The organism is Amycolatopsis coloradensis, from assembly GCF_037997115.1.
In the GTDB taxonomy this organism is placed as follows: domain Bacteria; phylum Actinomycetota; class Actinomycetes; order Mycobacteriales; family Pseudonocardiaceae; genus Amycolatopsis; species Amycolatopsis coloradensis_A.
In genome coordinates this window covers 7,631,033-7,645,483 of the sequence record NZ_CP150484.1, presented here as the reverse complement: position 1 = coordinate 7,645,483, position 14,451 = coordinate 7,631,033, and the positions used below count along the sequence as shown (strand labels likewise).

Genomic DNA, 14,451 nt, shown 5'->3' with positions numbered 1-14,451 from the left:
GGTGTATCGTCCCGGGATGCGTCACCTGGTACCCCATTCAGCCCTGAAAACCCTGAGCCGGTCGGCTCGCGGCACGCTCGGCCGGGGCCTGCACCGGCTCGCCCGCCGATTCCATGATCCTTATACCGAGGAACTGGAACGGGTCGCCGCGGAACTGCGGGAGGAGATCGTCCGCCAAGGGGATCGCTGTTTCGATCGGATCGTCGAGTTCGAAATCCGGAGCCGTCGCGACATCATCTACGCCGGCGACCAGGACGCGGCCAGGGACAGCAATCGTTTCGCCCGTGAGCATCTGACCGGGACCAAGCATTTCGCGCGTCCGCAAGAGACTCTCGCGTACGCGCTTTCCCTTGCTCCGTCCGGGGGAATGGCTCTCGAATTCGGTGTCGCGAGCGGGAACACGCTGCGCGCGATCGCCAAGGCCCGCGGTGGTGTCGAGACCTACGGATTCGACTGGTTCCAGGGACTCCCGGAGAACTGGCTCAACGGGATGCCCGCCGGTTCGTTCGCGCGCGACGACCTGCCGGACGTCCCCGGCGCCGAACTCGTCGTCGGACTTTTCGCCGACACGCTTCCCGGTTTTCTCGCGCGGCACGAAGGCGTCGTCGATTTCCTTCACGTGGACGGCGATCTGTACAGCTCCGCGAAAACCGTACTCGATCTGGTGGGCCCGCGTCTGCGGTCCGGCAGCATCGTGCACTTCGACGAATTCTTCAACTACCCCGGCTGGCAGCGGCACGAGCACAAGGCGTGGCTGGAGTACGTCGAACGCACCGGCGTCGAATTCGAATACGTGGCCTACACCTACGCCGACAACCAGGTCACCGTCCGGATCGCCTAAAGCAGTTCGCGGACCTCGATCGTGCCGATCGCGGCCCACGGGTGGGTCTTCGCCGCCTCGACGGCTTGTTCGCGGCTGTCGCATTCGAGGATGTTGATACCGCCGATCTGTTCCTTCGTCTCGGCGAACGGCCCGTCCGTGAGCAGTGCCTCGCCGCCGCGGACGCGGACGGTCGTCGCCGAGTCCGGCGCGTGCAGTCCCATCCCGTTGACACGCAGACCGCGCCGCGTCATCTCTTCGCCCCACGCGCGGCAGGACTCGGTGATGTCGGTGCTCACGGCCGGATCGCCGTCGGTCCCGCAGAGCATGAGCAGGTAACGCACCGCTCCTCCTAGTCGGTCAGTCCGTCTTCGTAGGCGCGCAGGGTATCGATGAACACGCGCCGTTCGGCCGGGGTCAACGGCGTGAGCGCCTTCTGCCAGGCGCGGGCGCCCTGCGCGAGCCAGCCGTCGATCGCGGGCCGCATCGGCTCGGCGATGGCGACGATCCGCCGCCGCCGGTCCGTTTCGTCCTCACGCCGGTCGAGCACGTCCTTCTTGGTCAGTTCGCCGACCATCAGGCTCACCGTGGTCGGGGCGACCTCCAGCCGTTCGGCCAGCTCGTTCACCGTCATGGGCCCGTCGAAGAGCAGGTACGACAACAGCGACAGATGACGCGGAGCCAGCGACAGTGACTGGAGTTCTTCGGGGATCTTGATCCGCTTCGCGCGTCCGACCATCCGCGGCATGAGCAGCAGCAAAGCCCGCACGGCGTCGTCGACTTCCATGTCCTCGGTTGACACCGGGCACCCTCCTGGATACCTTTGCAGGCAAAGAGGCTTTGCTTGCAAAGCAAAATAGCTTTCACGATGATGCTACCTGGGGAGTACCGGTGCTGATGACCACCGCGGACGCCGAAACGGGGCGTCCCCGCACCACGCGTGTCGACTGCCGCCCGTCCGGGAGCCGGTATCTGGCGTTCGCGCCCGACGGCGATTCGCCTTGGTATCGCGACCTTCTGGTCAGTCCACAAGCGACACTCGAGATCGACGGCGTGCCGCATGCCGCGCGTGCCGTGCCGCTCGAAGGCGGGGAGCGGGGTTTCACGCTGCATCTCTTGGAAGTCGATGCCGCCCGCGGCCGGGCGATCGCCGACCAGTTGCTCGTCCACCACGGGGAGCTCCGCAAGACGCTGGCGGCCGCGCGGGCCGAACTCGACGGCGCGCCGATCGCGGACCGGCGGAATCCGCGGCGCGAGCTGCTCGGCCATTGCGTGACCTTCTGCAACGACCTGCGCATGCATCATCTTCGCGAGGACGGCGCGTTCACCGCGATCGAGAAGGCCCACCCCAGGCTCGCGCCGGCGCTGAAGCGGCTGCGTCAGGAGCACGAAACCGTGTCCCGCGCACTGCGCGATCTCGATCAACTGCTGCAGGGTAAGGGGAAGATCGAACGCGCCGTGCTGCGAGAGGAGTTCGAGCGCGTCGTGAAGGGACTCGAAGAGCACTTCGCCTACGAGGAGGCGAATCTGCTTCCCGCGCTCCGCGGTGACGGCGCGAGCTAGCCGCCGTTTTGTCACAGCTTGGGAACGAGCGTGGTGATCGAACTGCTGACCGAAGACGCGTGTTGTGCACCTGGGACACGCGAGCGGGTTGCTCCGAGCGGGTGAGAGCGTTGGGACGGCCGGTGGGAAACGCCAGTAACGAAGGTCCGTTCCTGGGCGACTGATCGTTGTCCGCACCGATCGGCGCGACGCCCCCGACCGGAATAGTGAGAACCGAATGAAGCTTCGAAGAGCCTCAATTCTGTCTCTGGTGGCCGCGGTGGCCACGATCATGCTCGTGACGCCCACCTCTGCACTCGCCGCCCCGCCGACCAGTGCGGTGGAGGTCTCGCCGACAACAGTCCAACGTGGACAGACATTCACCGTGACGCAGACCGTCTACAACGCCGACGCGACGTCGACGATCGAGGGCGGCAAGGCGACGCTTTACGGAAAGGAATCCCCACTCCCGGGGATCGTCGACCTGGTGTCCTGTCCCGGCGCGTTCGCCTGCGACATGCTCGGCGGCAGCATCCGCGGCGGCGTCGGCACCGTGACCCCCGGACAGAGCAAGACCGTGGTGTTCACCTTCCGGGTCAAGGACGACGCCCCGCTGGGCGATGTCACGCTGCAGCACCAGTTCGTCGGTGACAACTACAGCTTCGAGATCCTCGACGGCCCTGTGCTGACCATCACCGACACGCCGAGCACGGCCGACCTCGGGGTCACGCTGACCGCTTCCCCGCGCGGCCTCCTGACGTCCTCGATCGACTACACGGTCAAGGTCACGAACGCGGGCCCGGCCGCGGCGTCCGGGATCCGGGTGGCGTCGACCCTCGGCAACGGGCTGCGCTTCACCGGCTCCCCGGCCTGCTCGAACCCGAGCGGCACGACGGTCGTCAACTGTGACTTCTCGTCCCTCGCGTCCGGCGCCAGTGCCACGGCCAAGTTCTCGGTGGCGACCGGGCTGCTGACCGTCGGACCGGTCAAGACGACCGCGAAGATCACGCAGAGTTCCGTCGCCGACCCCAACGCGGCCAATGACACCGCGTCGTCGACCTGCACGGCGGTCACCGGGCTCCTCGTCAGCTGCTAGCACCGGGTGTCACATGGGCTGGGCGGGTCGTGAGTGGTGAGGACGGTTCTAACCGTCTGTCCTGTTTCAGGACCTCACGGACAGATGTGTTTCAGTACTTGTCGGACAGTTTTGGGTTGGTCAGTGGTTGGTAGCGTATTGCTCTGTTGAGGGTGAGCTGGCGGGCGAGTGTGTCGCCGATCATGATGACGACGCGGTCGCCCTGCCAGAACACGGTGGCGCTCTGGCCGGCCCAGTGTCGGCCTAGCACGATGGAGCAGCCGGAGAAGGCGATGACCCCGGTGCTGGAGACGGGGCGTTGGGTGGTTCCGCTGGGAGCTGTGGAGCCTTCGGGTGGAGTGGCTTTGGGACTGGCGTCGTAGCGTTGCTGCGGGGTCTGGCCGTCGAGGCTCTGGTGTCTTCGGTTGTTGTAGATTGTGCGGTAGTCGTCGAGCAGCTGTTGCAGGGCGGCAAGATTCTCGGCCGGGGGCCGGGCGGCGAGCCATTTCTGCAGAGTCTGATGGACGCGTTCGTTCTTGCCGCAGGTTTGCGGGTGATAGACCGACGAGGCGATCGTGGTGACGCCGTGTTCGGCGAGGTGACGTTCCAGATCGGCCATCCAGCCGCGGTGTTTGCCGGAGAAAGCCAGCCCGTTGTCGGACAACAGTTTCACCGGCGCCCCGTAGCAGGCGATGGCCAGTTGCACTGCGGTCCAGGTGTCAGCACCGTTCTCGCTGACCGCGGCATAGGAGCCGACATCGAGGCGGGAATGGTCATCCAGGATCTGGATGATGCAGACCTTGGTGCCGTCGGCCAGGTAGTGCTCCGTCCCATCGATCTGCCAGCAGCCGTTCGGGTCCGGGTACTGGAACCGGCGCCGCGTGCGGGGCTTCTTGCGTGGCTCGGGTTCGATCTGGCCGCGATCACGCAGGATCCGGTAGATCGACGACTGCGAGGGCGGCGGGAGCATCCCGGCGTCCTCCAGACGCCAGCGAATCGAGATCGGCCCGTTGTCCAGGCCTTCCTCCTCGAGCTCTTTACGGGCCCGCAGCACCGCCTCGGCCACCTCCTCACCCAGCGCGGACGGATGGCTCAGCGGAGCGGTGCTGCGGCAGGCGAACCCGACGGTCCCCTCGCTCCGGAACCGAGCCACATACCGATAGAAGGTGTCACGGGAAACCCCGTGCTCGCGACAGAACCGCGCCACGTTGATCTTCTCGCCCGCAGCCGACCTGACGATCGCGGCGACGAACTCAGGATCCATCGGAAAACCTGCTCTGCCCATCGCCGCATGATCACCACACAAGCCCTGGTCACCACGCCGACAAGCCGGTCAGTGTCCGTGAGGTCCTGAAACATCAACTGTCCGACATGTCCTGAACTCAGACAGACGGTTAGAACCGTCCTCACCACTCACGACCCCAAGCCCGGCTCGCCACTCATGCTCAGCGCAGGCGTTCGGCGCGGGTGTGGAGATAGCGCTGGTGCGGCAGGCTCGTGGCGAGCCTCGCGGCCTCCACATAGGACTCGACGGCTTCGGCGGTGTCGCCGGCCATCTCCAGCAGATGCGCGCGAGCGGCGTGGAACCGGTGGTCGCCGGAGATCCGGTCACCGAGCTTTTCCAACGCCGCCAAGCCTTCTCGCGGCCCTCGGGCCATTCCGACGGCGACGGCGTGGTTCAGCGCCACCACCGGATTGTCGGAGAGCCGCAGCAGAAGCCGGTACAGCGCCTCGATCTGCGGCCAGTCCGTCGCCTCGGCGTTCGGCGCCTCGTCGTGCAGCGCGGCGATGGCCGCCTGGATCTGGTACTGCCCGGTCGGCCCGTGCGGCAGCGCTTCGGACAGCAGCGCGACGCCCTCGGCGACGTACTCGGTGTTCCACCGGCCCCGGTCCTGTTCGGACATCGGGATCGGCGCGCCGTCCGGCCCCGTCCTCGCCGGACGGCGCGCGTCGGTCAGCAGCATCAGCGCGAGCAGCCCGGCGACCTCGCTGTCGTCCGGCAGCAGCCGGTGGACGATCCTGGTCAGCCGGATGGCTTCGGCGGACAGGTCGTTCCGCACCAGATCGGGACCGGACGTGCTGGCGTATCCCTCGGTGAAGATCAGGTACAGCACGTGGAGCACCGCGTCGAGCCGTCCCGCTTCCGGCGGCATGCCGAACGGGACGCCGCCGGCCTTGATGCCGGCCTTCGCGCGGCTGATCCGCCGGGTCATCGTCGCTTCGGGGACCAGGAACGCGCGGGCGATCTCCGCCGTGGTGAGGCCGCCGACCGCGCGCAGGGTCAGCGCGATCTGCGACGCGGGCGACAGGGACGGGTGGCAGCACAGGAAGAGCAGGACGAGCGTGTCGTCGGAGTCGGCGGCACGCCGGTCCGCAGCGGGGGCGAGGTGCTCCTCCGGCAAAGTGCGCTGGACGACGGTGTCCTCGCGACGGCGCCGCGCCTGCTCGGCACGCAGGAGGTCGGTCAGCCTCCGTGAGGCGACCGTGATGAGCCATGCGCGCGGATTCTCGGGCAGCCCTTCGGCAGGCCATTGCGTCGCGGCCGCGAGCAGCGCCTCCTGCGTCGCGTCCTCCGCCAGGTCGAAGTGACCGTAGCGGCGGACGACGGCGCCGAGGACCTGCGGCGACAGCTCGCGCAGCAGATCCTCGACGCCGCTGTCCGGCACCTAGAGCTCCAGTTCTTCGAAGCTGTCGGCGCACGGCCGGATGTCGACGTACCAGTCGCGGCCGAGGTCGCTGCCTTCCGGATGCGGGGTGTTCGCCAGCTGGGCCGCGATCTCGGTCGCGCGGTCGTAGCTCGCGCAGTCGACGGTCGTGTATCCGACCAGGACCTCCTGCGTCTCGGCATACGGTCCGTCCGTCACCACGAGCGCGCCGTCCCGCAGGGAGACGCGGCGCGCGTGCGTCGGCTGGGAGAGGCCCTGAGCGTCGACGAACTCGCCGGACTCGACCAGGTCGTTGTTCCACTTGCTCATGAACTCGTGCAGGGCCTTGACTTCGTCGGCGCTCCAGGCGCCGGCGATGTCGACGAGGTCCTTCTGCGACCCGAACATCATGATCATGTACTTCACGGTTCTCTCCTCTCGGCGGGCACCGCTCCGGTGCCTTCTGCCGGGGACGTCGGAGCCGCCGGACAGGACCGGACATGGTCCGCCGGGGATTCTTCCTCAGCCGCGGTCGGCCGCGGTGTTCATCGCGTCGGCGGGTTCCAGGGTCCGTCCACCGGTGATCTTGGCGTAGAGGTGCTCGCCGCCCAGTACCGGCGGATACTTCGGCGGGTTGTCGGCGGACTGGCAGGTCGGAAGGCATTCGAACCGGGGGTCGTGGTCGCCGTCGAAGAAGAACGCCACGCTTCGCCGCCGTGACGGCCCCGGCCCGGATGGCGGCACGACCCGGTGCAGGGTGGAGCGCCAGCGGTCGTTGGTCCACTGTGCGGTGAGGTCGCCGAGGTTCACCACCAGCGCGTCCTCGGCGGGGACGACGTCGTGCCAGGCGCCGTCGGGACCGTGGATCTGCAGGCCGGGGACGGGGTCGGCGTAGAGGACGGTGACGATGCCGTAATCGGTGTGCGCGCCGAGCCGCATCTGGCCCGGCAGGGGCTCGGGCGCTCCGGCGCGGCGCTCGAAGTGATTCACCCGCAAGGTGCGTGTCGGGTGCCGGGTGTACGCGCCGAGGTAGCCGTCGGGGAGCCCGAGTGCCTTCTCGAAGATCTCCAGCAGCACTCGCGCGACCCGGTGCGCTTCGTCGGCGTACGCGGTGAGCGCGGGACGTAGGTTCTCCGGCAGGTCGGGCCAGATGTTGGGGGCGAAGAAGCCATAGGGGTCCTCGCCGTCGATGTGCTCCGCGCCGATGACGAACGATTCCGACAGGTCGGGTGGCGTCGTCTCACCGAGGCTGTACGCCAGCCCTTCGGTGCCTTCGGCCGCGTACCCGCGATCCGAGGCGCGGTCGGCGGGCGCGGATCGGAGCTTCTCCTCGACAGGGAGCGCGAAGAAGGCGGCGGTCGCTCCGCGCATGTCGTCGATCGTCGCCCGCGGGATGCCGTGCCCGACGACCTGCAGGAACCCGACGCGCTTCAACGCCTCGTCGACGGCGTGCGCGAGCTGAGTGCGGTCGCCGCCGTGCCAGGTGCTCAGGTCGACCGTCGGTACGAGAGTCATGGAGCGACGGTAACCAGGTCCGCGCCGGTGATCACCGGGTCGCGGTCATTCGATCGGGCGATCTGCGCTGCCCGATCGGCCCGCGCAGGTTCACCGAGCACAACAGTCCGAGGATCAGCGCGCCGACGGGAAGGAGGAAAGCGGTCTTGACCCCGTCCGTGAGCGCGGCGCCGGTGACCTGCGCGGCGAGTTCCCGTGCCTGGGCCGCGATCTCGGACGGCAGATCCAGGGGGAGCTCGGGGGTGCCGCCGAACTCGCCGGCGGCGACCTCCGCCCCGGCCTCCCCGGTGAAACCGTCGACGAAACGCTGCCGGAACTCGGCGGGCAACGCCGCCGCCGCTTCGTTCGCCCGTGCCGTCATCGAGGCGCCTGCCCGCGCCTGCACCAGGACTCCGACGGCCGCGCCGCCGAGCACCCCGCCGACCTGGCGCGCGGTGTTGAAGATGCCCGACGCGCTGCCGACCAGCGAACGCTCGACGGAGTTGAGGGTCACGTTGTTCATCGGCGAGAAGGTGAACCCGACCCCGAGACCGCAGAGCAGCAGTCCGGGGAGCAGGGCCTGCGGCGAACTCGCCGGGATGATCACCAGCGAGACGAGGCACAGGCCGCCGCTCAACGAGAGCAGCCCGAACGCCAGCAGGTACTTGGGATTCACCCGGTCCGAGAGCCTGCCCGCGAATGGCGCGACGCCGCCGGACACCACGGCCAGCGGCGCGATGAGCAGCCCGGCGTCGGCCGGGGACAGGCCGAGCACCGACTGGACGTAGATGACGAACAGCAGAAGCATGCCGGTCATCGTGAAACCGACCGTCACCGCGGACGCGGCACCCAGCGAGAAGTCGCGGTGGCGGAAGATCCGCAACGGCAGTAGCGGTTCGCGGCGGTTGGCCCGTTGCCACAGGACGAAACCGCCCAGCAGCAGCACCCCTGCCCCGATGACCTCGAAGGCCGTTCCCCAGCCGTAGGTCTGTCCATTTTGGATACCGAAGACGACGCAAACGAGACCCGCGCCGAAGAGCAGGATCCCGGGAACGTCGAAGCGGTGCGAATTCCCCGGCCGCCAGTCGGGGACGAGGACGACGGTGAGCGCCAGCGCGATCAGCCCGACCGGGACGTTCGCGAAGAAGATCCATTCCCAGCCGAGATGGTCGACGAGCACACCGCCCAGTACCGGGCCGGCGATCATGGCGAGCCCCGCCACACTGCCCCAGGCGCCCATCGCCGGGCCGCGTTCGTCCGGCGGGAACAGATGCGTGATGAAGGCCGTGGTCTGCGGGGTCATCAACGCGGCACCGAGACCCTGCACCGCGCGGGCGGCGATCAGCGTCTCGACGTCACCGGAAAGCCCGCACCAGAGCGACGCCGCGGTGAACACCAGCAACCCTGCGACGAAGACGCGCTTCGGCCCGAACCGGTCGCCCAGCCTGCTGGCGGGCAGGATCGGGACGGCGTAGGCGAGCAGGTACACGCTGGTCACCCAGATCACCGCGGTCAGCTCGGTGCCGAGTTCGCGCACCATCGACGGCACCGCGATGTTCACGATGCTGATGTCGAGCATGACCATGAAGAAACCCAGGCACAGTGCGAAAAGCGCGGGCCAGGGCCGGGTCCGCTTCGCCATCCGTCCTCCTGTTCCGGCGCTGGAAGGGTGGACGACGAGCAGGGCCGCTCGCCGTCCGCCCCGGGGTCATCCTGCTTGCGTGACCATTTCGACGACGTTCGCCACGGGGGCCCAGACGCTGTCCGGACGACCGATTCCCTGATACGAAAGCCCGGTCCGCGCCACGGTGTTCGGATCGAGCAGGTTCCGGGTGTCGATGACGGACCGGCCGTGGAGCCGGTCGGCGATCCGCCCCCAGTCGAGGGCACGGAACTCCGGCCACTCGGTCAGCAGCACGACCGCCGCCGCCCCGTTCGCCGCGTGATAGGCGGTCCCGGCGATCCGCACGTCGTCCGTCACGCCCGCCACCGGCGCGTGGACGCTGGGGTCGTAGCCGGTCAGTACAGCGCCTTCGGCGGCCAGCAGCGCCGCGATCGCCAGTGACGGGGAATCCCGCAGATCGTCCGTCCCGGCCTTGAACGTCAAGCCGAGCAGGCCGATCCGGACGCCGGCGAGGTCGCCGCCGACGGCCTTGCGCACCTTGCCGACCACGAGCTCCTGCTGCTTCACGTTGGTTTCGATCGCCGCTCGCAGCAAGGCGAAATCGCTGCCCGCCGATTCCGCGGTGCGCAGCAGCGCGAAAGTGTCCTTCGGCAGGCAGGAGCCGCCCCAGCCCGGGCCCGGTCGCAGGAACGACTTGCCGATCCGCTCGTCGTAACCCATCCCGGTCGTCACGTCGTCGATACTCGCGTCGAGGTACTCGCACAGTTCGGCGACGGTGTTCACAAAGGACAGACGCGTCGCGAGGTAGCAGTTGGACGCGTACTTGATCATCTCCGCGCTCGCGGAATCGGTCACCAGCACGGAGGTGTCGAGCTGCTCGTACAACTCGGCGACCCGGCGTGCGGGGACCGGGTCACGGTCGGCCGAACCGACCACGATCCGGTCGGGGTTCAGGAAGTCGTAGACCGCGAACCCTTCGCGCAGGAACTCGGGATTGGACACGACCGCCACGTCGGGGCGATCGATCAGGTCCGCGACGCGGGCCGCCGTGCCGACGGGGACCGTCGACTTGTTCACCACGACGCAGCCGGGCGGCAGCAGATCCCGCACCTCGGCCACGACGGATTCCAAAGTGGACAGATCCGCCGCGCCGCTCGCGCCCATCGGGGTCGGCACGCAGAGGATCACGATATCCGCCCCTGCCGCCGCCGCGCTCGCGCCGAGGACGAACCGCAGCCGCCCGGACGCCAGCCCGTCCACCACGAGTTCGCAGATCCCCGGTTCCCTGATGGTCGCCTCACCGCGCCGCAGCGCGTCGACCTTCTCCTGGTCGACGTCCGCGCAGACGACGCGGTGTCCCAAGGACGAGAGACACGCGGCCGTGGTCAGCCCGACGTAGCCCGCGCCGATGACGGCGACCTCTGCCCCCATAGTTGCACCCATTCCCTTACCCTCCAGTCATCGAGGTCATCGGGCAGCACGGAGCCGCGCTGCCCGATGACCTCGCGAGATACGGATTTTCAGCAGGACGAACCGTGAGTCACTTGGCGTGCGGGATGGCCCTGATGCCCTCGTACGGGGTCTCCCTGCCGAGGTAGTCCACCGTTTCGAACAGGCCGATGGCGTCCATCGGGTAGCGGGCGCCCGCCTCCGCCGCGAAGACGCACGGAAGGATCTGCTTCCGCTCCGAGGCGGCGGCCTGGCCACCCTTGCGGATGTGCTTGTGGGTGTGGATCAGGATCGGCATGTAGCCGCCGCCGAGGAACGAACCCGCCTGCAGCACCGCCCCGCCGACGCAGTCGATCACGCAGCCCTTGCCGAGGATCGCGTCGCGGCCCTGGTAGTAGTACGAAGGCGTGGCGAGCGTGCCGTGCTCCACATGGAACACACCCGCCGACAGACCGATGATCGAGCGGCCGCAGGTGCGCAGCACCGAGCGGTAGAAGTCGACCAGGATCGGCCGCACGGTGGTGTCCGGAAGCGAGAATTCCCCGCACATCAAGGTGATGCGCACCAGTTCCGCGAGGGTGAGGCCGGAACCGTGCTCCCCGGGGAATTCCTGGTCCCACGGCACGAGGTAGTCCGACGCCGCCACCATGCTCGTCCCGACGTCTTCGAGGATGAGCCGCTCCGCCTCGCCGACCGGCTCCGACGGCAGGACACCGTTCGCGAGGATCCGCACGGCGAGCATATGCCTGCTCTCCAGCGTTTTCGCGCGGCTGGCCGCGATCAGGAGGTTGAGCCTGCCGGTCACCGTTTCGGGGATGTCGAAGAGGTGGTCGATGCCGTCGGTGGGGACGGCGATCTTCGCCTGCAATCCCCGGGCGGGCAGCGGTTCGTAGGAGTCGACGACCTCTCGGAGGGCGCCGGCGTACTCGCCCGTGCCGATCTGTACGAGCTTTTCCGCGGCCAAAGCCCGGTAGTCGTAAGGGATCGAGGTCGACGTCGACAGCACGACGTCGGCGAGCAGGGCGCGATACCGGTCGTCGTCCAGCGACGACGCGGCCAGCTCCAAGGACAGGTAAGGGGATTCGTCACCGGGGCCGTGGATCCAGCTCGCGGTGAAGGGTGCCTCGAACCGGCACGCCTTCGCGAACAGCGCGCGGGCGGCGTCGTCGTTCTTGATCTGGCCGGTGACCTCGGCCAGCGCCACTTCACGTTCCGAGACTTCGGGCAACATGTCCTTGGCCGGCCGCAACAGTGTCGAAAGATCCTCGATGCTTCGCGTCATGCTTCGCTCCCAATTCGTGCGAACTTCTCGTTTTCCGTTGTCTGCGGGAAGGTTCCGGTGAACATCGCCGAACCCAGCGCGGCGAGGAACCGGTGCTCGGCGGGGCGGACCACCGTGGTGCCCTCGTCGAGGTGCTGCAAAAGGTCCAGCTGGGTCAGAAGCGCCTCCTTGAAATGGTTGACGGCGATCAGGAAATGGCGCGCCGGAGCGGCGGTGTTCCGGATGTGGACGGCGTGGATGTTCTTGTGGTCGGGATCCGCGCCGAAGAACGGTTCGAAGACCAGGGTGACGTGTTTCCCGGAGAAGAGTTCGACGTCCGCGAACCGATACCGGAACTCGGACCCGTACGGGATCGCCGATGGGGCGATGAATTCCCTCGAAACCCTTTCCGGGAAAGCGAATCCGGCCAGTTCGGGGAAGGCGATGGCGCCGGTCGACGACGTGTAGAGCTCGACCTCCGGGATACCGGGCGCCGTGGTCCGCACCCGCATCTCCGGTGTCACCGAAGACGGCACCGTGCGCAGATACGTCCGGTATTCCGAGGTGGGAAGGATCGCTCGCAGGATGCTCAACATGTGGAAGCCCTCATAGCCGGCTTCGCCGTATCGGGTGTCGACGAACCTGCCGTTCGCGACGTCGAATTCCCGGTTCTTGGTGAATTCGACGGTGATCTTCCTGATCGGATCGGAGCCGGCGAGGTCCCGCGCCGACGCCGCGAAGCGCTGTACGGCTTCGCTGTGCGAATACACGTCGTTGACGATGATCCGGGCACGGGGGTGGCGCCGGACCGTGCGACCGAGACCGGCGAGGTCGTCCGGGTAGCAGGCCGGTTTCTCCAGCAGGACACGGGCATCGGGTTGCCGCCGCAGGATCTCGTCGACGACCTCGAGATGGGTCGCCGTCGGGGTGGCGACCACCCAGGCGTCGACCGACGAGGGATCGGGAACCTGCGCCACCCGCTCCCAGTCCGCGCCGTCGCCGAGGTCCACGGTGCCGATCCGATGCCCCGCCTGTCCGTAACACGCGGCGTACAGCGAGCCGATCTTGCCGAGCCCGACGATCACGATCTTCTTCTCAGCCAGCGGCGGTGCCGACACGGGCTTCCCCTCCTCGCGACCGGATGGCGTGACGGGCGGCGGACGTGCCCGCCGCCCGGCCCAGCACGGCGCCGGCCATCAGGCCGGTGCCGCCCGGGTAGCCCTGGTCGTAAAGGCCGCCGACGATCACGCCCGCCGCGTAGAGACCGCTGATCGGTTCGCCGCCGCCGCGCACCTCGGCGTCCGGGGTCACGGACAACCCGCCGTAGGTGAACGTCAGCCCGCAGACCACCGGGACGAACAGGAACGGAGGCGTGTCGAGACGTTTCTCCGCCTGGCCGTCGTGCAGCCGCTGGATTTCGGCGGTCAGGTTCGCCGCGTCGATGCCGAGCCGCCGGGCGCCTTCTTCGAGCGAGGAGACGGACACCGACGCCGGGTCGCCGACGTAGCCCTTCGGGAGCGCGCCCGCCGAGACGACCTTGTCGTCGAAGATCTGGAAGGCGATCTTTCCGGGCTGTTCCTGGATCTTCTGGCCCAGCGTGACGTAGGTGAGGTTGCTGTAGCCGCCGGATTCGTCGAAGAATCGGCGCCCTTCCCGGTTGACCACGACGCCCAGCGGGTAGGCGTAGCGGGCGAGGCCGTGGGATTTGTGCATCTGCCCCGGCAGCATGTGGTCGGGCAGGTTGATGCCCTGCGGTGTGGTGTGGCACTTTTCCCAGTTGCCCGCGGTGTCGGCGCCGAGGTCGACGGCCGCCGCCAGCGGGGCGCCTTCGTTGAACGGAACACCGCGCAGCTTCACTTCCCGCCACTCCACGCCGAGGTGGCGTTCACGCAGCCGGGTGTTCGCCTCGAAACCGGCCGATGCCAGCACCAGCGCGTCGGCGAGCATCGGGAACGCGGGACCGGAACCGTGGAGCAGATACCGGTCGCCGGCGGTCTTCTCGAAACCGGTGACCGCGCTGTCGTAGAAGACCGTTCCACCGAGCTGTTCGAACCGCGCGAAGTTCCGGTCCTGGAGGCTCTGGCCGCCGCCGTCGAGGACGATCGGCACGTCACCGGGCAGCGGCGTCGGTCTCGGGGCCCAGCGCTGCCCGAAGTCGCGCATCCAGGTGATCGTGTCCGTCGAACGGCGGACGATCGATTCGATGAGGGCGACGTCCACCTGATCGCCGGACACCGCCAGCCAATCGGCGAGGTACTGCTCGTCGGCGTACCCGGTCCGGCCCGCCAGGATCTCGTCGACCCGGCCCTTGTCCGCCTCCCGCAACAGGGAGGTGATGAAAGGGCTTCCCTGCCACGAGAAACGCATGGTCCTGGTCAGGGAACTGTTCCCGCCGCGTAATTGTTCCGGTGCGGCTTCGAGGACGCTGACCGCCGTCGCACCCGCCTGTAGTGCGGCTATTCCCGCACAGAGGCCCGCATTACCGGCGCCGACGACGACTACCTGCCTTTCGGCGACGGTATTTCGACCGTTATCCATCAA

The 14,451-nt window shown here is 68.1% G+C and carries 14 protein-coding genes; 3 read left to right on the top strand and 11 right to left on the bottom strand.

The window, feature by feature from the left end; all coding sequences use genetic code 11:
- The first annotated feature begins 16 nt into the window (after positions 1 to 16).
- The gene (locus LCL61_RS35660) at positions 17 to 841 is read left to right on the top strand and encodes a class I SAM-dependent methyltransferase (RefSeq protein WP_340683812.1); all 825 of its coding nucleotides are present in this window, start codon (positions 17 to 19) and stop codon (positions 839 to 841) included.
- On the opposite strand, the gene LCL61_RS35655 is transcribed toward LCL61_RS35660, so the two are convergent.
- Positions 838 to 1,164 (bottom strand): YciI family protein, encoded by a 327-nt coding sequence (locus tag LCL61_RS35655; protein WP_340683811.1) that lies wholly within the window; start codon positions 1,162 to 1,164, stop codon positions 838 to 840. The genes LCL61_RS35660 and LCL61_RS35655 overlap by 4 nt on opposite strands.
- An 8-nt stretch (positions 1,165 to 1,172) precedes the next feature.
- Complete coding sequence (locus LCL61_RS35650; RefSeq protein WP_340688756.1) at positions 1,173 to 1,607, bottom strand: MarR family transcriptional regulator; 435 nt, start codon at positions 1,605 to 1,607, stop codon at positions 1,173 to 1,175.
- Positions 1,608 to 1,717: 110 nt separating this feature from the next.
- On the opposite strand from LCL61_RS35650, the gene LCL61_RS35645 reads away from it, so the two are divergent.
- A complete protein-coding gene (locus tag LCL61_RS35645) occupies positions 1,718 to 2,383 on the top strand; it encodes a nitroreductase/quinone reductase family protein (RefSeq protein WP_340683810.1) in 666 nt (221 codons plus the stop codon).
- 217 nt (positions 2,384 to 2,600) lie between these two features.
- Positions 2,601 to 3,458, top strand: a complete 858-nt coding sequence (locus LCL61_RS35640; protein WP_425341954.1) for a DUF11 domain-containing protein — start codon at positions 2,601 to 2,603, stop codon at positions 3,456 to 3,458.
- A 91-nt stretch (positions 3,459 to 3,549) separates the two neighbouring features.
- On the opposite strand, the gene LCL61_RS35635 is transcribed toward LCL61_RS35640, so the two are convergent.
- From LCL61_RS35635 to LCL61_RS35595, 9 genes are all read right to left on the bottom strand, one after another.
- Entirely contained in the window at positions 3,550 to 4,701 is a 1,152-nt protein-coding gene (locus LCL61_RS35635) for an IS481 family transposase (RefSeq protein ID WP_340681357.1), read from the bottom strand.
- Between the two features lie 181 nt (positions 4,702 to 4,882).
- Positions 4,883 to 6,103, bottom strand: coding sequence for an RNA polymerase sigma factor (locus LCL61_RS35630; protein WP_340683809.1), 1,221 nt, complete (start codon positions 6,101 to 6,103; stop codon positions 4,883 to 4,885).
- A complete protein-coding gene (locus tag LCL61_RS35625; protein ID WP_340688754.1) occupies positions 6,104 to 6,499 on the bottom strand; it encodes a YciI family protein in 396 nt (131 codons plus the stop codon).
- A gap of 105 nt (positions 6,500 to 6,604) precedes the next feature.
- Positions 6,605 to 7,597, bottom strand: a complete 993-nt coding sequence (locus LCL61_RS35620; protein ID WP_340683808.1) for an isopenicillin N synthase family dioxygenase — start codon at positions 7,595 to 7,597, stop codon at positions 6,605 to 6,607.
- 31 nt (positions 7,598 to 7,628) lie between these two features.
- A complete protein-coding gene (locus tag LCL61_RS35615) occupies positions 7,629 to 9,218 on the bottom strand; it encodes a DHA2 family efflux MFS transporter permease subunit (protein WP_340683807.1) in 1,590 nt (529 codons plus the stop codon).
- A gap of 66 nt (positions 9,219 to 9,284) precedes the next feature.
- On the bottom strand, positions 9,285 to 10,631 hold the full coding sequence (locus tag LCL61_RS35610; protein WP_340683806.1) for a UDP-glucose/GDP-mannose dehydrogenase family protein: 1,347 nt from the start codon (positions 10,629 to 10,631) through the stop codon (positions 9,285 to 9,287).
- 109 nt (positions 10,632 to 10,740) lie between these two features.
- A complete protein-coding gene (locus LCL61_RS35605; RefSeq protein WP_340683805.1) occupies positions 10,741 to 11,931 on the bottom strand; it encodes a hypothetical protein in 1,191 nt (396 codons plus the stop codon).
- Positions 11,928 to 13,028, bottom strand: a complete 1,101-nt coding sequence (locus LCL61_RS35600; RefSeq protein ID WP_340683804.1) for a Gfo/Idh/MocA family oxidoreductase — start codon at positions 13,026 to 13,028, stop codon at positions 11,928 to 11,930. The genes LCL61_RS35605 and LCL61_RS35600 overlap by 4 nt, the downstream gene beginning before the upstream one ends.
- Entirely contained in the window at positions 13,006 to 14,448 is a 1,443-nt protein-coding gene (locus tag LCL61_RS35595) for an FAD-binding protein (protein WP_340683803.1), read from the bottom strand. Before LCL61_RS35595 ends, LCL61_RS35600 begins: the two co-directional genes overlap by 23 nt.
- Between the last annotated feature and the right edge of the window lie 3 nt (positions 14,449 to 14,451).